Here is a 17,634-nt window from a genome sequence, read left to right on the forward strand (position 1 = left end):
TCGGAACCCCGGCGGCGTAAGGGTTTCCGTCTCCCTGCGACCGGCAGAGCCGCGTGCACAGCGGAGGTTTGCCGGACTTGGCGCCCTTTTGACCTGCGCTTTTCCTGGCTAACGTGCCCTTCCAACCTGTTGTTCCCCGGCGCGGCCCCAGCGTCGGCAGCACGTGGAAGGATCCCTCGACTTCCCATGTCCCCAGAACTGCACAACATGATCCAGTTGCTCAGGTCCCAGCTCGGCTACACCGAGCAGGGCGGCGGCTACACGAAGTTCGGCGATTGGTACGGCAACACGGTCGAGTTCGACTCGGACTACTCCGCCCAGCCCTGGTGCGACATGTTCCTGTCGTGGGCCGCGCACCAGCTCGGCTACGACGAGTGGTTCGGCCAGTTCGCCTACACCGTGGCCCACGCCGAGTGGTTCGCCTCGCACGACGCCTTCGGCGACACGCCCAAGCCGGGAGCGGTGGTGTTCTTCGACTGGAGCGGCGGCAGCAGCGTGGACGGCATCGACCACGTCGGCATGGTGATCGACGTGGACGGCGACACCATCCACACCATCGAAGGCAACGTGGACGGCCAGTACGTGCGCGAGAAGACCCGCGACCAGAGCTACGTCGTCGGCTACGGCTACCCCGACCAGGTCAAGGCCCAGATGGACGCCGAGTCGATGGCCGCCGCCCCCTCCCCGGCCCCCGGCGTCAGCAAGGCCGTGCACGCCTCGCACCTTCCCGCCACCCACGCCGTCACCGGCGCCGGCCCCTCCGGCGTCGTCGCCGCCGCGTACACCCCCGGCCCGGAGCCGGCCCTGCCGGGCGGCGTCGCGCTCCTCATCCCGCTCCTGCTCGCCCTGCTGGCCGTCACCGCCTGCCTCAAGGCCCGCCTCAGCCGGTAGGACGCCTCAGCGGCGGTACCCGCTCCAGCCGGCGGCACCCGCCTCAGCCGGTGATCTGCCCCGCCTTCACGCCCCGCACGAAGGCCGCCCACGCGCCGGCGGCGACCGCCAGCACCGGCCCGTGGCCCCTCTTGGAGTCGCGCATCAGGTAGACCGGCCCGTTCCCCGGGCTCACCCCCCCGCGCACCACCGCCACCTCGACACACTCGCCTCCGGTGGTCGCGCTGCGCGAGCTCTTCCGCCACCGGACAGGGGCCTGGTCCATGGGGTCTCCTTCGTCGGGGGCCGTCACGTCATCTGGTCGGCCAGTCGCGAGATCAGGGCACGGGACTCCTCCGGGTCGAGCGCCCGTGCGCACAGATGATCGAACAGCCGGACATATGCCTCTTTGTCGGCCTGCCTTTCGAGATACAGGCTTCCCTGCCGGTATTCGACGTACACCACATCCCGGTCCCCCTCCTCGGGGAACCCGAGCACGGTGAACGCGCCGTGCATGCCCGGGTGTGCCCCCGCCGCGAACGGCAGCACCTGGACCGTGGTCTCCGGCGTCTGCGACACCTTGACCAGGTGCCGCAACTGCTCCCGCATCGTGGCCCGGCCGCCGACCTCACGCCACAACGCGGCCTCGTTCACCACGGCCCGCGCGCACGGGGCGTCGCCGGCGGCCAGGCGCTCCTGTCGCTTCATCCGTACCGTCACCTGCCGCTCGATGTCGTCCTGCGACACGTCCGGCAGCTCGGCGGTGAACAACGCGCGGGCGTACGCCTCGGTCTGCAGCAGGCCGCCGATCACCTCCGCCTGGTAGGCGCTGATCGAGGACGCCTCCTCCTCCAGGCCCACGTAGACGTCGAAGCCCTGGTGGAACGTGTCGGCGTACTGGTACCACCAGCCGCGTCTGCGGGCCTCGCGGGCCAGGGCCATCAGCTCGTCCCGCAGCGTGCCGGTGACGCCGTACAGCTCCAGCAGCAGCGAGACGTCCGCGGGGCGGGCGGTCGCCGAGCCGTTCTCGATCTTCGTGACGGTGGCGGGCGCGCAGCCGACCCACTCCGCCACCTCCTCGCGCGTCCGGCCCGTCCCCTGCCGCAGACGTCGCAGTTCTGCGGCCAATCTCCGGCGACGCACCGTCGGGCTCGTTCGGCTTGCCATGATGTGCCTCCTGAAGGGCAATTCGTCGACGCAAGAGAACAGGGCTCGGAACAGTTCCGACAGCACCGCTTTACAACCAGCGACACCAGAGTCATCATCGCAAAGTAATCAGATGACTGCGTAGAGTTTCGACTAATGAATTCCCTGGTCAACGGTTCGAGGGACCGATGACCTGGAGAAGAGAGCGAGGACGTCAATGGCGACGGTTCAGCTACTCGGCGACTTCACGTTCCCCGGCAAGGTGGACGAGGTCTCCCCCGCCCGCCGCACGGTGCGCCGGGCCGCCGCCGCCCACCTGAAGGTGCCGGAAAGATCACAACGGACGGTCCTCGACACCGTGGAACTGCTCACCTGCGAGGTCATCACCAACGCCCTGCGCCACACCGTCTCCGGCCTCGACGGCGGCGAGGTCCGCGTCCGAATGCTCGCCACCGAGGACACCTTCCGCGTGGAAGTCCTGGACCAGGGCGCCATCGGCTCCATCCCCGAGATCTGCGCCCCCGACCCCATGTCCGAATGCGGCCGCGGCATGTTCCTCGTCGAGGCCCTCGCCAAGGAGTGGGGCGCCATCCGCAACCGCACCGGCACCCGCACCTGGTTCGAGGTCCCCTTCTAGGCGATCCCGGCGGAGCGCAGGAGGGGTAACCATCCCGGAATCCAGGGATTGGCGCGACAAAACCAACCGGATACTGTACGACGCGTGCCGGCAGAGATCGCCGCCCGGGTGGGCCTGACCGAGGACGTCTCGGCCCGCCGGCGCCGGACCTGCCGCGGGGGGCGATGAGGGGTGGACGAGCACGGTTCCGGGCGTCCCGCCATGCTCCGCGCCGTCGAGTCGGCCCTGCTCAGGCCGCCGGTGACGATCCTCGTGCACGGTGAGGCCGGCATCGGCAAGACGCATCTGCTGGCCGAGGCCGAGGCCCTCGCCAAGGGCATGGGGTACCGGGTGCTGCACGGCCAGGCGCGCGACTTCGGCAGCGGTCTCGCGTACGCCTCGCTGACCGACGCGCTCGGCGCCCTGCACTCCGACCCGGCCGCGCGGGAACCGCTGCGGGAACTGCTTGAGGCGATCGACCAGGCCGCGCTCGGCACCGCCGGTTCGGCGCCCGCGGTCCGCACCGCCAACCTGCTGGAACGGCTGCCGGGCCGCACGCTGCTCGCCGTGGACGACCTGCACCTGGCCGACGCGGACACGCTCGGCGTGTTGTCCTACCTGCCGCGCCGGGTGCGCGACCTCACGGTGGCGGGGACGGCGCGGCGGCTGCCCGCGATGGACGCCGACCTGGTCGTCCGGCTGGAACCCCTGTCGCTCACCGAGGTCACCGCGCTGGTCACCGGCCTGCTCGGCCGCACCCCGAGCGAGACGATCGTACGCCAGGTGCACAAGGCCAGCCGCGGCAACCCGTGGTTCGCACGCGAGGCCGTGCTCACCCTGGTGCAGGGCGGCGCCGTGCGCTCCGAGCACCCGGCGTCGCGGCGCGGCGCCATCCTCACCCGGCTGTTCCAGCGCGACCAGGGCGGCAGGAACCTCGCCCGCGTGCTGGCCGCGCTGCGCCGCACCCGTCCCGCCGGGCCGGACGACCTCGGCGCGCTGGCCGAGGTGGCGGGGCTCGGCGCCGGTGAGGCCGAGCGGGCGTTCGACGGGCTGGTGCGCGACGGCATCGTGGTCGCCACCGACGACGGCGCCTTCGAGTTCGCCCACCCGCTGGTCGCCGAGGCGCTGTACGCCGACCTCGGCCCGGCCGAGCGGCGACGCGTGCACGCCAGGATCGCCGAGCTGCTGCGGCGGCAGGGCCTCAGCGGCACCCGGCGGGTACTGGAGTGGGCCACGCACGTCGCGGCGGGCGGCCCGGGCTCCGAGGCGCTGGCCGCGACGCTGCGCGCCGCCGAGCTGACCCGCTGGAAGGCGCCGCTGTCGGCAGCCCACTGGTACGGCCGGGCCGCCGAGCTCGCCCCGCCCGAGGAACGGGGCGTGCTGCTGTCCCGGCAGGCGCTGTCGTACTGGAAGGGGTCACGGCCCGCGGAGGCCCTGCGCGCCGGGCAGGAGGCGCTGGCCGTGCTCGCACCCGGGCGGCGGCACACCAGGACCGCGCAGACGATGGTGAACGCCGCGCACGCCATGGGGCAGTACGAGCTGGCGGTGTCGATCGCCGCCGGGCAGTTGCCCGCCGCCGACGACCGCACGGCGCTGCTCGCCCAGCAGGCCGTCGTCAGCACCCAGCTCGGCCTGGACACCACCGGGCTGGCGGCCGAGGCGTGGCGCGCGCTGCCCGAGTGCCCGCCGCAGGACCTGGTGATCGCGCTCAGCGCGCTGGCGGGGAACGCCATCATCAACGGGCGGTGGGAGGAGACCGAGCGTGCGCTGGACACCATGCTGTCGGCGTCCGCGGCGCTGCCCCCCGCCGCGCGGCTCGCCGCGCTGGAGTCCGCGGCGCACCTGCTGGCCGGGGGCGGCGTGCGCGGCCGCACCCTCGACCTGCTCGCCCAGGCCGAGGAGATCTACCGGGGCCTCGGCTGGCACGACATCGCGGGGCAGCACGTGCGCACCATGGCGGTGGTGCGGCGCCTCGGCGGCGAATGGGAGCACGCGCTGCGCGACATCCGCTCCGACGCGGTGGCGCTCACCGAGGCCGGGTTGTGGGAGAACCTCGCGCTGCTGCGCAACATCGAGCTGGAGATCCTGCTCGACCAGGGCCGCTACGACGAGGCCGAGCCACTGCTCGCCGACCCGCCGCCGGGCTGCGTGCTCCAGCTCTCCCTGCGGGCGGTGTTCCGCGCCAGGTGCGCCGTCGGCCGCGGCGACCGCGCCACCGCAGGCCGCCTGCTGGACGAAGCCGTCGCCACCGGCCCGCCGGACGTGCTGCACCGGGCGTACGGCATGCGGGTGATCATGCACGGCGTCGCCGGGGAGATCGGCCCCGCCCAGGAGGCCGCCACCGCCCTGGACGAGGTGGCCAGGACCGGCACGCCGCGCGCCCGCCTGGTCGCCGACCTCGCGGTGGCCGCCGCCTTCCACGACCGCGACCGCGCGGAAGCCGCGCTGGAGGCCGCACGCGCCGACGGCCTGAAGTTCGAGGAGGCCCGCGCCCGCCTGATCCTCGGCCACCTCGGCGACCCAAGCCAGATCGTGCGCGCTCACACACTCTTCACCGACCTCGGCGCCACCCCCTGGAGCAACCGCGCCGCCGACGCGCTGAAGGCCGCGGGCCTCGCGCCCGCCACCGTGGCCCCGCTGACCCCGGCGGAACGCCGCGTGATCGAGCTGGTGGCCGGCGGGTTGTCCAACCCCCAGATCGCCGAGGAGCTCCACTACAGCCGCAAGACCGTGGAGGTCTACCTGACGCGCGTCTACGCCAAGACCGGCCTGCGCTCCCGGGTGGAGCTGGCGGTGGCCTTCGAACGGGGCGAGGTGTGAGCCCCGGCGCGGGCCGGCCCCGTAGCTGTAGGGAACTCCCTACTGACGCCGTGGGACCGTTCCGCGCCAGGGTGGGAGCATGACATCGCCGATCCTCGATCTCGCGGACGACGTCTGGTGCGGAGCGGTGTCACCGCGGGAGATGCCGCTGCGTGACCTGCGCTCGAGGGGGGCGCAGGAGGTCGCCGAAGGTGTGGTCATGTGGCCCGCCTTCGGCAATGTCTACGGCATCCGCGGCGACGGCGGCCTGGCTCTGTTCGACACGGGGAACGTCGTGGACGCGCAGAACGCGCACACGGCGATCCGGGGGTGGTCGGACGAGCCGGTCCGCTACGCGATCTACTCGCACGGGCACTTCGACCACGTGGCCGGCATGGCGCCGTTCGACGCCGACCCCGGCCCGCGGCCGAACGTCGTCGCGCACGAGAACGTCGCCGCGCGTTTCGCCCGGTACGCCAGGACTGCGGGCTACAACACGGTCATCAACCAGCGCCAGTTCGGCTTCAGCACACTGGCCTGGCCGACGGCCTACCGCACCCCCGACCTGACCTACCGGGACCGGCTGGCGATCACACTCGGCGACGTGACGCTCGAGATGCGCCACGCCAGGGGTGAGACCGACGACGCGACGTGGGCGTACCTGCCCGAACGCGGCGTGCTGCTCACCGGCGACCTGTTCGTGTGGGTCACGCCGAACGCCGGGAACCCGCAGAAGGTGCAGCGCTACCCCGACGAGTGGGCGGTCGCGCTGCGGGCGATGGCGGCGGTGGACGCCGAGGTCCTGCTCCCCGGGCACGGGCTGCCCGTCGTGGGCGCCGCCCGGGTCCGGCAGGCGCTGATCGACACCGCCGACTACCTCGACAGCCTGGTGGACCAGACCCTGGACCTCATGAACGCCGGGGCGCGCCTCGACGAGATCCTCCAGGCCGTGCGTCCGCCCGCGGAACTCTCCGGCCGTACCTACCTGCAGCCGTACTACGACGAGCCGGAGTTCGTCGTGCGCAACATCTGGCGGCTGTACGGCGGGTGGCACGACGGCAACCCGGCGCACCTGAAGCCGCCCGCCGACGCGGTCCTCGCCGGCGCGCTGGCCGAGCTGTCCGGCGGCGCCCGCCCCATGGCGGCCCGCGCCGCGCGGGCCGCGGCCGACGGCGACCTGCGGCTGGCGTGCCAGCTCGCCGAGTTCGCCATGCAGGCCGACCCGGCCGACGTCCAGGTGCACGAGGTGCGCGCCCGCGTCTACATGCTGCGGGTGCAGGAGGAGACCTCCATCATGGCCAGGGGCCTGTTCACCTGGGCCGCCGCGGAGTCGCGCAGCGCCACCACGCAGGAGGACCTGCTGGACGTCTACCGCGACCTCGCCGACGGGGAGCTGTGGTGGGTGCCCCCGGTGTCCGCCGAGGACGAGGAGTGACCAGGGGTTCAGAACAGGACGGACATGAACGTGTCGACCTCGCGGAAGCCGGCCCGGCGGTACGCGGCGCGGGCGGCGGTGTTGAAGTCGTTGACGTAGAGGGTGACGGTCGGCGCGAAGTGGCGCAGGGTGATGTCGACGATGGCCGCCATGCCGGCCACGGCGTGCCCCTGGCCGCGGTGGTCGGGGTGCACCCAGACGCCCTGGATCTGGCAGGCCTGCGGGGTGACGGCCCCCACCTCGGCCTTGAAGATCACCTTGCCGTCCTCGATGCGGGCGAACGATCGCCCGACGCGGATCAGCTCGGCCACCCGGGAACGGTACAGCGCGCCGCCGTCACCGAGGTCCGGCGAGATGCCGACCTCCTCGGTGAACATCGCCACGCATGCGGGGAGCAGCGTGGCGAACTCATCCGGCCGGACCTGGCGCACCAGAGGGTCCCGCGGCACCGGGGAAGGCGCCGACGTCGCCATCACCGGCTGCGCCCAGCGGATGGCACGCGCGGCCCCCCAGTAGGGCTCCAGCCGTTCCCACAACTTCTCCACCGCGTCGGCCGGCCCCACGATGGACGAGCAGCGACGCCCCTGCCTGCGCGCACGTTCGGCGAACGCCTGAACCGCTTCGGCTCCCGCATTGACCGGCACGAGATTGGCCCCGGCGTAGCAGAGCGAGGTCAGCCCGCCCCGCGGACCCACTCCCCACATCTGACCGCCGAGCCGCGCCGGATTGAGCCCGACGGACCGCACCCGGGAGGCGACGAAAACGTTCGCGACCGGATCCGTGTCCAGGAGCGCGAGCACCTCTTCACGATCATGATCGTCGAGCACGCGCGACGCCGATGTACGCAGCATCACGCGCCCAGCCTACGCGACCATCACCATTTTTTAACGAACCGACCCCACCCCCTCCCATCACGATCCGGTCCCCGGCCCCGTCCCTGGGGGCCGGCGGTGCTAGGGGGTGCGCAGCGGTGGGGACAGGGTGTGGAGGAAGGACTTGGCGAGCTGGGTCTTGCGGGTGGGAGCCGGGGGAACGGGGCGAGGGAACGGGGTGGCGGGGCAGGTGGCGTCGGCGTTGCGGGTGCGGGTCCGGGTGGTGGGGCCGGGAAGGGTGGCGTCGCGTAGGTAGGTGGCGAGGTGCTCGTCCACGCAGGAGCTCGCCCCCAGGGAGACACCGTGGTTGCCGCCGCCTTCGACCACCAGGCGGGAGGTCGGGAAGCGGTCGCGGACGCGGAGGGCGCCGCCGAACGGGGTGGCGGCGTCGTGGCGGGACTGCACCAGCAGGATGGGCGGGAGGCCGGCGACGTCGCCGACGCGCACGGGGGTGCCGCCGCGCACGGGCCAGAAGGCGCACGGGGCGTTGTACCAGGCGTTCGCCCAGGCCATGAACGGCGACTTGGCGTTCACCTCGGTGGTGTCGGCCACCCAGCGCGACCAGTCGCGCGGCCACTCGGCGTCGCGGCACTGCACCGCGAGGTACACCGCGTAGTTGTTCTCCGCGGCGGCGTCGTGGTCGACGTGGCGCCGGTACGCCCCCACCAGCCCCTGCGTGCGGCCGTTGCGTACGTAGGAGGAGAACGCGGAGGCGAACGTGGGCCACACCATGTCGGTGTAGCCGCCGACGGTGAAGATGTCGTCAAGCTCGCTCGGCCCGATGAGCCCTCCCGCGGGCTTGGCGGCCAGCTTGGCCCGCATGCCGTACCACGCGGTGGAGACGGCCGCCTCGGTGCGGCCGAGATGGTAGACGTCGTGGTGGCGGGCCACCCAGGTCAGGAAGTCGCGGTGGCGCCGGTCGAAGGCGTGGTCCTGGGCGATGTTGGCGTCGTACCACACCCCATCGGGGTCGACCACGCTGTCGAGCACCAGCCGCTTCACCCGGTGCGGGAACAGCGTGGCGTACACGGCGCCGAGGTAGGTGCCGTAGGAGTAGCCGAGGTAGCTGATCTTCTCCTCGCCGAGCGCGCGCCGGACGACGTCCATGTCGCGCGCGGAGTTCTCGGTGGTCATGTGGGGCAGCACCCAGCCCCAGCGGGTGCCGCACGCGGTGGCGTACTCCTTGGCCCGGGCGAGCAGCGGTGCCTGGGCCGCTTCGTTCTTCGGCACCTGGTCGTGGCGCGGCGCGGCGAAGTGCTTCTTCGGGTCGACGCAGCTCAGCGCCGGCTCACTGCTCCCGACGCCGCGCGGGTCGAAGCCGATGATGTCGTAACGCGCCGCGACGTCCTTCGGCAGGGCGGCGGCGACGTACCGCGCGAGGGCGACGCCGGACGCGCCGGGACCGCCCGGGTTGACGAGCAGCACCCCGAGGTGGGCCTCCGTGCCGGACGCGACACCCTTGACGCGGTTGATCGCCAGGGCGATGGTCGGGCCGTCCGGCCTGGTGTGGTCGAGGGGGACGCGCACGACGGCGCACTGGACCGCCGACGCCTTGGCGCCGGGACAGGCCCCCCACGACACACCGTCCCCCGCCCGCGCGGCCTGCGCCCGCGCTCCGCCGGTGAGCCCGCCTAGCAGCACCGCCATGCCGGCCACGACACCGAGAACCCGCTTCACCCGTCACTCCCCCACCGCCGGTGGCGCCCCCACGGGCGTGCCGGCCGGCCTCGATCGGTCTCATCGCCGTGTAGTCACGCGACCACAAGGCGTAGTGACGGCAACGTTATCACCGGTCCCGCCCTGCTCAGGGCCACCTGTGGACAGGCGATTCGGCCACCATCGGCCACAGGACGGCGGGTTTGCGGGGCACCCGGAGACGCTGAGAGACGAAGCAGGGACGGGGCGGGGCGAAGCGCGTCAGGACGGAGCGCGCTGGAGGGCGACCATGGCGGCGTCGTCGCCGAGTCTGCCGCCGACGTAGGACAGCAGGTCCGCGCGTACGTGCTCAAGCAGCGACTCGGGGCCGTTCCCCGACCACTTGGCCACCCGTTCGGCCAGGGGGTAGAACACCCCCTCGGGGTCACGGGCCTCGACGACACCGTCGGTGTACAGCAGCAGGGTGTCCCCGGCCTCGAAGGGGAACATCGCCACCTGGCACGCCAGGTGGGACAGCTCACCGAGACCGAGAGGGACGGTGGGCCGGGACACGCCGAGGAAGTGGACCTCGCCGGGACGCACCAGCAGGGGCGGCGGATGCCCACAGTTGATCATGAGGAGCACGGGCCGCTCGTCCGGCACCTCCAGCACGGTCGCCGTGATGAAGTTCTCGATCACCTCGGGGCACTGCGCGAGCCGCTCGGCGTACTCGGCAGCGACGCTCTCCTCCAGGTGCCCGACCACCTCGGGCAACGTGCGCCGCCGCCGCGCGGCCTCGCGGAACGCGCCGAGGAACAGGGCCGCGTCGGACACCGACGGCATGCCCTTGCCCCGCACGTCCCCGATCACCAGCCGGGCCCCGGAGTCCACCCGGACCGCCGCGTACAGGTCGCCCCCGATCTGGGCCTCCTCCTCCGCCGCCAGATAGACGGAGGCCACGTTGAGCGGCCCGAGCCGCCTCGGCAACGGGCGCAGCAGGGCGTGCTGGGCCGCCTCGGACACCGACCGCACCCGGATCAGCTCCTGTTTGTGACGGTCGCGCACGAAGGAGAACACCACCAGGAACGCGGTGACCACGATCAGCGCCAGCAGCTCCGCCCGCATGATGAGCGTGCCGATCAGCTCGTCCAAGAGGTCGAGCAGCAGGTGGGCGAGGATGGCCAGGCCGCCGATGAGGGCCGTGAGCCGCGGCCCCGCGAACGACGCGGTGATGGCAGGCGCCGTCACCAGCAGCGGGGTGAGGCGCACCTCCCGCGGCACCACCAGTTCGAGTATGATGATCACCACGATCAGCGCGAGCGGTATCGCCACCAGGACGTGGCCCGGCCGCCACGCCAGGTGCTTGCCCGGCATGCGAACCCGAGGTCGCACTCTTCTTGCTTACACCCCCCGCTCGGCACGCAGGAAGACCACTCCCGCCCCCCGTCAGCCCACGCGGGCCGTACCTACCAGGTCGAAGGGTACGCGCCGGCGGCTCCCGGCCACCACGGGGCCACCTGCCTCCCCACAGGCGGGTCAACCCACGCCCACCCACGGGCGAGCACCGGCCGCGCCCAGGGATCGCGTCAGCTCAGGACCCCCCATGGGCGAGGCAGGAATCGCCGGCCTCGCCCAAGCGCACGTCAGCTCACGACCATCCCCGGGCAGTCGCCGAGCACCCCCCAGGGGGAGTCAGCTCACGACCACCTGGGGCCCTGTGCCGCTCTCGGCGTCCTCCACGGGGCCCATCTCGTCGGCGAGGCGCAGGGCCTCCTCGATGAGGGTCTCCACGATCTGGGACTCGGGGACGGTCTTGACGACCTTGCCCTTGACGAAGATCTGGCCCTTGCCGTTGCCGGACGCGACGCCGAGGTCGGCCTCGCGGGCCTCGCCGGGGCCGTTGACGACGCAGCCCATGACCGCGACCCGCAGCGGGACCGGCAGGCCCTCCAGGCCGGCCTGCACCCGCTGGGCCAGGGTGTACACGTCGACCTGGGCGCGGCCGCACGAGGGGCACGACACGATCTCCAGGCCACGCTTGCGGAGGTTGAGCGACTCGAGGATCGCGATGCCGACCTTGACCTCCTCGACGGGGGGCGCCGACAGCGACACCCGGATGGTGTCGCCGATGCCCTCGGCGAGCAGGGCGCCGAACGCCACCGCCGACTTGACCGTGCCCTGGAACGCGGGCCCCGCCTCGGTCACCCCGAGGTGCAGGGGGTAGTCGCAACGCTCGGCGAGCAGGCGGTAGGCCTGAACCATCACCACCGGGTCGTGGTGCTTGACGGAGATCTTGAGGTCGGTGAAGCCGTGCTCCTCGAACAGCGAGCACTCCCACAGCGCCGACTCCACCAGCGCCTCGGGGGTGGCCTTGCCGTACTTGGCCATGACGCGATCGTCCAGCGACCCGGCGTTGACGCCGATGCGGATGGGCACGCCCGCCTGGCCGGCCTCGCGGGCGATCTCGGCGACCTTGTCGTCGAACCGCTTGATGTTGCCGGGGTTGACCCGGACCGCCGCGCACCCGGCCTCGATGGCCTGGAAGACGTACCGCGGCTGGAAGTGGATGTCGGCGATCACCGGGATCTGCGACTTGCGTGCGATGATCGGCAGCGCCTCGGCGTCGTCGTTGGACGGCACCGCGACCCGCACGATCTGGCAGCCGGAGGCGGTCAGCTCGGCGATCTGCTGCAACGTGGCGTTGACGTCGGCGGTCACCGTGGTGGTCATCGACTGCACCGACACCGGGGCGTCACCACCCACCGGCACCGAGCCCACCATGATCTGCCGGGTGACCCGCCGCTCGGCGATCGGCTTGGTCCGTACCGACGGAATCCCCAGATCAACAGATGTCATATTTTCCAGCACCTTGGTGTTCGGCGACACGCTGAGACGACCCCAGTCTAGGTACCCCACCGGACCGGACCGCGCCGTAGCCCCGGAAACACGGCCCATTCAGGCCACCGCGGGCGCCCCCGCGGACCCCGGTCAGGCCACCACCAGCTCCCCCGCGCGGGCCCGCGCCCAGGCGTCCGCGGCGAGCACCTCGGCCACCGACTCGGCCGGGGTGACCGTGTGCTCGGCCACGACGGCCGCCACGGTGTCCACGATGCCGGTGAACGGCAGCCGCCCGGCCAGGAACGCCGCGACGCACACCTCGTTGGCGGCGTTGTACACGGCGGGCGCGGTGCCGCCCTCGGTGCCGACGTGCCGGGCCAGGGCGACGGCGGGGAACGCCTCCTCGTCCAGCGGCTCGAACGTCCAGGTCTGCGCGGTGGTCCAGTCGACCGGCCGGGCGGCGCCGGCGACGCGCCCCGGCCAGCCGAGGGCGAGCGAGATCGGCAGCCGCATGTCGGGCGGGCTGGCCTGCGCCACGGTGGAGCCGTCCACGAACTCGACCATGGAGTGGATGATCGACTGCGGGTGGACGACCACGGTGATGCGGTCGAAGGGGATGTCGAACAGCAGGCTGGCCTCGATGACCTCCAGGCCCTTGTTCACCAGGGTGGCGGAGTTCAGGGTGATCATGGTGCCCATGTCCCACGTGGGGTGGCGCAGCGCCTGCTCGGGCGTGACGTCCGCCAGCTCGTGACGCTTGCGCCCCCGGAACGGCCCTCCGCTCGCCGTGACGACGAGCCGCCGCACCGCCGCCGGGTCGTACCCGGACGGCCCGGCGGCCCACAGGCACTGGGCGAGCGCGGAGTGCTCGGAGTCGACCGGCAGCAGGCGCCCCGGCCCGGCGAGCCGCTTCACCAGCGGCCCGCCGATGATCAGTGACTCCTTGTTGGCCAGGGCAAGCACCCGCCCGGCCTCCAGCGCGGCCAGCGTGGACGTGAGCCCGACCGCCCCGGTGATGCCGTTCAGCACGACGTCGCAGGGCCACGCGGCGACCTCGGCCACCCCCTCGGCCCCGGCGAGCACCCGCACCGACGCCCCGACCGCCTCGCGCACCTCCGCCGCCGCACCCGCGTCGGCCACCGCCACCACCTCGGGCCGGAACCGCTCCACCTGGCGCGCCAGGAGCCCGGTCTGCCCCCCACCGGCCACGAGCCCGGCGACCCGGAACCTCTCCGGCTCCCGCGCGATGACGTCGAGCGCCTGAGTGCCGATCGAGCCGGTGGATCCCAGCACGACGACGGCCCGCGGGCCTTGGGGTACGGCACCGGCGAGCGCGCCCGGTGCGGCGAGTGGCGTCTGCATACCCCTCATTATCCCGGCGCGCCCCCCGCTCCGCCCTCCGAGACGGGGGTGCCGGCTGACTGCCCTCGAAGGCCCCTTTTCTGTCACTGCAGCGACGGCTGAGAAAGCAACAGATAAATGCCCGAATCCCGTCATATCCGTCTCGGTGAATCACGAGAAATGCGGCGATCGGCGCTACTACGGTCCCCCGACAGGACATGGCCCCGACCCACCCGGGACCGGTACGGGACGACGTGCCGTGCGCGCTGACGCGTGCTCGGGCGAAACGGACCGCCGGGGACCGCCCGGGCGAGTACGCCCACAGCACGGAGGACCGAATGCACCCCACGACACGACGCCTGCTCCCCATCGCCGCCATCGCACCGATCGCGGCCGCGGGCGTCCTGCTGACCGCCCCCGCCTCCGGTGACAGCGCGGCCAAGCCGGCCGCACCGCGCCCCATCGTCCACGACGCGGCGGACACCAAGGTGGAGCAGCGCGACGTCAAGCAGTTCTGGACCGCGGCGAAGATGGCGGCCGCCAAACCGCTGATCCTGACCAGGAACCGCAACGGCCGCACGACGGCCGCCCCGAGCACCGGCGGCAAGGCCGTGCTGATCAAGCCGGTGGCCCCCGCCGCCGCCAAGCCGGGCACCGTGCGGCGCGGCGCCGCGCCGGCCGACGAGCCGTCCGCGACCCCCACCCCCTCCGCGAGCGAGACGGCCACCCCGACCCCGACGCCGACCCCCACCCCGTCGGCGTCCACGCTCGCCGCCCGCTCCTCGGGCGCCCCCTGGACCAGCGGCGGCGCCATCGTGCGCACCGAGGGACGGGTCTTCTTCACCTACCAGGGCCGCTCGGCGTCGTGCTCGGGCACCGCGGTGACCAGCGCGAACAAGAGCGTGGTCATCACCGCCGGGCACTGCGTGAAGCTCGGCGGCGCCTTCCACACCAACTGGGTGTTCGTCCCTGGCTACAACGCCGGCAACCGCCCGTACGGCACGTGGGTGGCCACCAGCCTGCTCACCACGCCGCAGTGGAACTCCAGCGAGGACATGAACTACGACATGGCCGCGGCCGTCGTCGCCCCCCTCAACGGCCAGCGCCTGGTGGACGTGGTCGGCGGGCAGGGCGTCGCGTTCAACCAGGGCCGCAGGCAGCAGATGTACGCCTTCGGCTACCCGGCGGCGAGCCCCTACAACGGCTCGCGGCTGATCTACTGCAGCGGCCGGACCTTCGACGACTTCCTGCTGTCCAGCGACCACGGGCTCACCTGCGACATGACCGGCGGCTCCAGCGGCGGCGGGTGGTTCCTCAACTTCAACGAGAGCACCGGCACGGGCACGGTGAACTCGGTGAACAGCTTCAAGTACAACTTCGCGTCGTTCTGGATGTTCGGCCCGTACTTCGGCAACGAGGCCCAGGCCGTCTACACCGCCGCGCAGAACGAGAGCGCCACCTGATTTACGGAAAGCGTCGGCGCGGGCACTCTGGGTAGTCCACACTCGGGAGCCATGACCCCGATCCTCCCGCTGATCTCCACCGTGCCGCTCCTCGCCGGGCTGCTGGCGGCCGTCCCCGCGGATCAGGGCCCGGCCGCCGGTCCCGGCGGCGCAGGCCCGGGGGCCGGTCCGGCGGCCCCCGGGCAGGTGGTCGCCGAGCACACCGCGGCCCGCACGGCCGCCGACCTGCGCCGCGCCCTCGGCCACTGGACCCCGGAGCGCATGGCGCGTGCCGTGCCGGCCACGCTGCTCGGCATGCCGCGCGCGGCGCTGCTCCCGCCGCCCGCCGCACCGCGGCGGGCGGCCAAGCCGGTCAAGCCGGTCACCCGGGGGTCGCGCTGGGCCGCGGGCGGCGCGGTGGCGCGCACCACGGGGCGGGTCTTCCTCACCATGCGCGGCGCCGACTACGTCTGCTCGGCCGGCGCGGTGCGCAGCCGCAACATGGACGTCGTGGTCACCGCGGGCCACTGCGTCAAGGACGGCGCGGGCGCGTGGGCGCAGAACTGGACGTTCGTCCCCGGCTACGACGCGGGGCGGCGGCCGTACGGCGCCTTCACCGCCCGCCGCATGTTCGTCCCAGGTCCGTGGTCGGCCCGGGGGGACGACAGCCACGACCTCGCCATGGTGGCCGTCGCCCCGGCCGGGGGGCGCCACCTCACCGAGGTGGTCGGCGGCCAGGACATCGGGTTCAACCGGCCGCGGGGGGCCCGCACGTTCGGCTTCGGCTTCCCCGCCGACGCGCCCTACGACGGCGAGCACCTGGTCTACTGCGCGGGCGACCCACATGGGGACCCCCACCGGCAGACCCGCGACCAGGGCATGCGCTGCGACCTGACCGCCGGGTCCAGCGGCGGCCCCTGGCTCAGCGCGTTCGACCCGGCGAGCGGCCGGGGGGTGGTGACGTCCGTCAGCAGCTTCAAGTACAGCGACGACGCCACCACGATGTACGGCCCCTACTTCGGCGACCACGCGCGACGGCTGTTCGAGGCGGCCCAGAATGCCTGAGCCGCCCCGGGACGAGCCCGCCGGGAACGACCCGCTACAGGGTCAGCCCGGTGAGCACCATCACCTTCTCGTAGGTGTAGTCCTCCATGGCGGAGTGCAGCCCCTCGCGCCCGATGCCCGACTCCTTGACCCCGCCGTACGGCATCTGGTCGGCGCGGTACGACGGCACGTCACCCACGATCACGCCGCCGACCTCCAGCTCCTTGGCCGCGCGGAACGCCACCCCGATGTCCCGGGTGAACACCCCGGCCTGCAGCCCGAACCTCGAGTCGTTGGCCACCGCGAAGGCCTCGTCCACCGACGCCACCGGCTGGAGCACCAGCACCGGCCCGAAGACCTCCTCGCCCACCACCTTGGCGTCCGCGGGCACGTCGGCGAGCACGACAGGGGCGAGCGTCGCGCCGTCCCTGGCGCCCCCGGTGAGCACCCGCGCCCCGGCGGCGACGGCCTCGGCGACCCACCGCTCCACCCGCTCGGCCGCGTCCACCGACACCAGCGGCCCGACCTGCGTCTTTTCGTCGGCCGGGTCGCCGACCACCAGGCTCTCCACCGCCGCGACCAGCTTGGCGGTGAACGCCTCGCGCACCGGCTCCTCCACGATCACCCGCTGGACGGCGATGCAGCTCTGCCCGGCCTGGTAGTTGGAGAACAACGCGATCCGCGCCGCCGCCCAGTCGAGGTCGGCGTCGGCGAGCACCACCGCCGCGGCGTTGCCGCCGAGCTCCAGGGTGACGTGCTTGCGGGGCACCCGGTCCTTGAGCGCGAAGCCGACCGGCCCGGACCCGGTGAACGACACCACCGGCAGCCGAGGGTCGTCCACCAGCGCGCCCGCCCGGTCGTTCGGCACCGGCAGGATCGAGAACATCCCGGCGGGCAGGTCCGTCTCGGCCAGCAGCTCGCCGAGCAGCAGCGCGGACAGCGGGGTCGCGGGCGCGGGCTTGACGATCACCGGCGCGCCGACCGCGATGGCCGGGGCCACCTTGTGCGCCACCAGGTTGAGCGGGAAGTTGAACGGCGTGATGGCCAGCACGGGCCCGTACGGCTGCCGCGACACGTAGGCCAGCCGCCCGGCCGCCGCGGGCTCGGTGTCCAGCCGCTGTGTGGTGCCGCCGAACCGGCGGGTCTCCTCGGCGGCGAAGCGGAACGTCGACACGGCGCGGGCCACCTCGCCGCGTGCCCAGAAGATCGGTTTGCCGTTCTCGGCGCTGATCAGCCGGGCGATCTCCTCGCCGCGCTCGGCCAGACGCCGGGAGACATGGGCCAGCGCCTCGGCCCGCACGTGGACCGGCAGGCCGGCGGCCTCCTTGCGCACCGCGTGCGCGGCGGCCACCGCCTCCTCCACCTGCTCGGGGGCCGGCACCGACGCGACGCCGACGACCCGGCCGTCGTGCGAGTTGGTCACCGTCAGCTCGGCGTCACCGGTCGCGGGCGATCCGGCGAGCCAGAAGGGGCGTACGTCCATGCTTCCGACCGTATGCCAGGACGTGGGGGGCGACGCCACTCCAGTGCGGACAAGCGTGGCGGGCGATCGCTACAACCCGCATAAGGCATCGTCTTTCCCTTTTTCGTAACAGA

14 protein-coding genes are annotated in these 17,634 nt (G+C 72.9%); 6 read left to right on the top strand and 8 right to left on the bottom strand.

What is annotated here, in order from left to right; translation table 11 throughout:
- Positions 1–186 precede the first annotated feature (186 nt).
- Positions 187–891 carry a CHAP domain-containing protein gene (locus tag ABGB17_RS14080; RefSeq protein WP_347629323.1) on the top strand — a complete coding sequence of 235 codons (705 nt, stop codon included), beginning with the start codon at positions 187–189 and terminating at the stop codon, positions 889–891.
- A 43-nt stretch (positions 892–934) separates the two neighbouring features.
- Here ABGB17_RS14080 and ABGB17_RS14085 read toward each other — a convergent pair whose 3' ends face one another.
- Together ABGB17_RS14085 and ABGB17_RS14090 are read right to left on the bottom strand one after the other, a co-directional pair.
- Complete coding sequence (locus ABGB17_RS14085) at positions 935–1,156, bottom strand: DUF397 domain-containing protein (protein WP_347629325.1); 222 nt, start codon at positions 1,154–1,156, stop codon at positions 935–937.
- 23 nt (positions 1,157–1,179) lie between these two features.
- On the bottom strand, positions 1,180–2,037 hold the full coding sequence (locus ABGB17_RS14090) for a helix-turn-helix transcriptional regulator (protein ID WP_347629327.1): 858 nt from the start codon (positions 2,035–2,037) through the stop codon (positions 1,180–1,182).
- A gap of 196 nt (positions 2,038–2,233) precedes the next feature.
- Between ABGB17_RS14090 and ABGB17_RS14095 the strand changes: the two genes are divergently transcribed.
- From ABGB17_RS14095 to ABGB17_RS14105, 3 genes are all read left to right on the top strand, one after another.
- Positions 2,234–2,653, top strand: a complete 420-nt coding sequence (locus ABGB17_RS14095) for an ATP-binding protein (RefSeq protein ID WP_347629330.1) — start codon at positions 2,234–2,236, stop codon at positions 2,651–2,653.
- A 171-nt stretch (positions 2,654–2,824) separates the two neighbouring features.
- Complete coding sequence (locus ABGB17_RS14100) at positions 2,825–5,452, top strand: LuxR C-terminal-related transcriptional regulator (RefSeq protein WP_347629332.1); 2,628 nt, start codon at positions 2,825–2,827, stop codon at positions 5,450–5,452.
- A 79-nt stretch (positions 5,453–5,531) separates the two neighbouring features.
- Positions 5,532–6,866 carry an alkyl sulfatase dimerization domain-containing protein gene (locus ABGB17_RS14105; protein WP_347629334.1) on the top strand — a complete coding sequence of 445 codons (1,335 nt, stop codon included), beginning with the start codon at positions 5,532–5,534 and terminating at the stop codon, positions 6,864–6,866.
- Positions 6,867–6,874: 8 nt separating this feature from the next.
- Here the strand turns inward: ABGB17_RS14105 and ABGB17_RS14110 are convergent, their stop codons facing one another.
- From ABGB17_RS14110 to dxr, 5 genes are all read right to left on the bottom strand, one after another.
- Positions 6,875–7,717 (bottom strand): GNAT family N-acetyltransferase, encoded by an 843-nt coding sequence (locus ABGB17_RS14110; RefSeq protein WP_347629380.1) that lies wholly within the window; start codon positions 7,715–7,717, stop codon positions 6,875–6,877.
- 102 nt (positions 7,718–7,819) lie between these two features.
- Positions 7,820–9,415 carry an alpha/beta hydrolase gene (locus ABGB17_RS14115; RefSeq protein ID WP_347629336.1) on the bottom strand — a complete coding sequence of 532 codons (1,596 nt, stop codon included), beginning with the start codon at positions 9,413–9,415 and terminating at the stop codon, positions 7,820–7,822.
- Between the two features lie 240 nt (positions 9,416–9,655).
- Entirely contained in the window at positions 9,656–10,765 is a 1,110-nt protein-coding gene (locus ABGB17_RS14120) for a PP2C family protein-serine/threonine phosphatase (protein ID WP_347629338.1), read from the bottom strand.
- A 300-nt stretch (positions 10,766–11,065) separates the two neighbouring features.
- Positions 11,066–12,229: a flavodoxin-dependent (E)-4-hydroxy-3-methylbut-2-enyl-diphosphate synthase gene (ispG, locus tag ABGB17_RS14125; RefSeq protein ID WP_347629340.1), complete on the bottom strand. Its 1,164-nt coding sequence runs from the start codon at positions 12,227–12,229 to the stop codon at positions 11,066–11,068.
- Positions 12,230–12,361: 132 nt separating this feature from the next.
- A complete protein-coding gene (dxr, locus tag ABGB17_RS14130) occupies positions 12,362–13,573 on the bottom strand; it encodes a 1-deoxy-D-xylulose-5-phosphate reductoisomerase (RefSeq protein WP_347629342.1) in 1,212 nt (403 codons plus the stop codon).
- A 317-nt stretch (positions 13,574–13,890) separates the two neighbouring features.
- Between dxr and ABGB17_RS14135 the strand changes: the two genes are divergently transcribed.
- Together ABGB17_RS14135 and ABGB17_RS14140 are read left to right on the top strand one after the other, a co-directional pair.
- Positions 13,891–15,015: a peptidase gene (locus ABGB17_RS14135; protein WP_347629344.1), complete on the top strand. Its 1,125-nt coding sequence runs from the start codon at positions 13,891–13,893 to the stop codon at positions 15,013–15,015.
- A gap of 51 nt (positions 15,016–15,066) precedes the next feature.
- Positions 15,067–16,059 carry a hypothetical protein gene (locus ABGB17_RS14140; RefSeq protein WP_347629346.1) on the top strand — a complete coding sequence of 331 codons (993 nt, stop codon included), beginning with the start codon at positions 15,067–15,069 and terminating at the stop codon, positions 16,057–16,059.
- 34 nt (positions 16,060–16,093) lie between these two features.
- On the opposite strand, the gene ABGB17_RS14145 is transcribed toward ABGB17_RS14140, so the two are convergent.
- A complete protein-coding gene (locus ABGB17_RS14145; protein WP_347629348.1) occupies positions 16,094–17,521 on the bottom strand; it encodes an aldehyde dehydrogenase family protein in 1,428 nt (475 codons plus the stop codon).
- Positions 17,522–17,634 lie beyond the last annotated feature (113 nt).

Source organism: Sphaerisporangium sp. B11E5 (assembly GCF_039871875.1).
GTDB lineage: Bacteria > Actinomycetota > Actinomycetes > Streptosporangiales > Streptosporangiaceae > Sphaerisporangium.

Coding starts and splice junctions, on each gene's coding strand:
- ABGB17_RS14080 (WP_347629323.1), top strand. CDS start 187: ATGTCCCCAGAACTGCACAACATGATCCAGTTGCTCAGGTCCCAGCTC.
- ABGB17_RS14085 (WP_347629325.1), bottom strand. CDS start 1,156: ATGGACCAGGCCCCTGTCCGGTGGCGGAAGAGCTCGCGCAGCGCGACC.
- ABGB17_RS14090 (WP_347629327.1), bottom strand. CDS start 2,037: ATGGCAAGCCGAACGAGCCCGACGGTGCGTCGCCGGAGATTGGCCGCA.
- ABGB17_RS14095 (WP_347629330.1), top strand. CDS start 2,234: ATGGCGACGGTTCAGCTACTCGGCGACTTCACGTTCCCCGGCAAGGTG.
- ABGB17_RS14105 (WP_347629334.1), top strand. CDS start 5,532: ATGACATCGCCGATCCTCGATCTCGCGGACGACGTCTGGTGCGGAGCG.
- ABGB17_RS14110 (WP_347629380.1), bottom strand. CDS start 7,717: ATGCTGCGTACATCGGCGTCGCGCGTGCTCGACGATCATGATCGTGAA.
- ispG (WP_347629340.1), bottom strand. CDS start 12,229: ATGACATCTGTTGATCTGGGGATTCCGTCGGTACGGACCAAGCCGATC.
- dxr (WP_347629342.1), bottom strand. CDS start 13,573: ATGCAGACGCCACTCGCCGCACCGGGCGCGCTCGCCGGTGCCGTACCC.
- ABGB17_RS14135 (WP_347629344.1), top strand. CDS start 13,891: ATGCACCCCACGACACGACGCCTGCTCCCCATCGCCGCCATCGCACCG.
- ABGB17_RS14140 (WP_347629346.1), top strand. CDS start 15,067: ATGACCCCGATCCTCCCGCTGATCTCCACCGTGCCGCTCCTCGCCGGG.
- ABGB17_RS14145 (WP_347629348.1), bottom strand. CDS start 17,521: ATGGACGTACGCCCCTTCTGGCTCGCCGGATCGCCCGCGACCGGTGAC.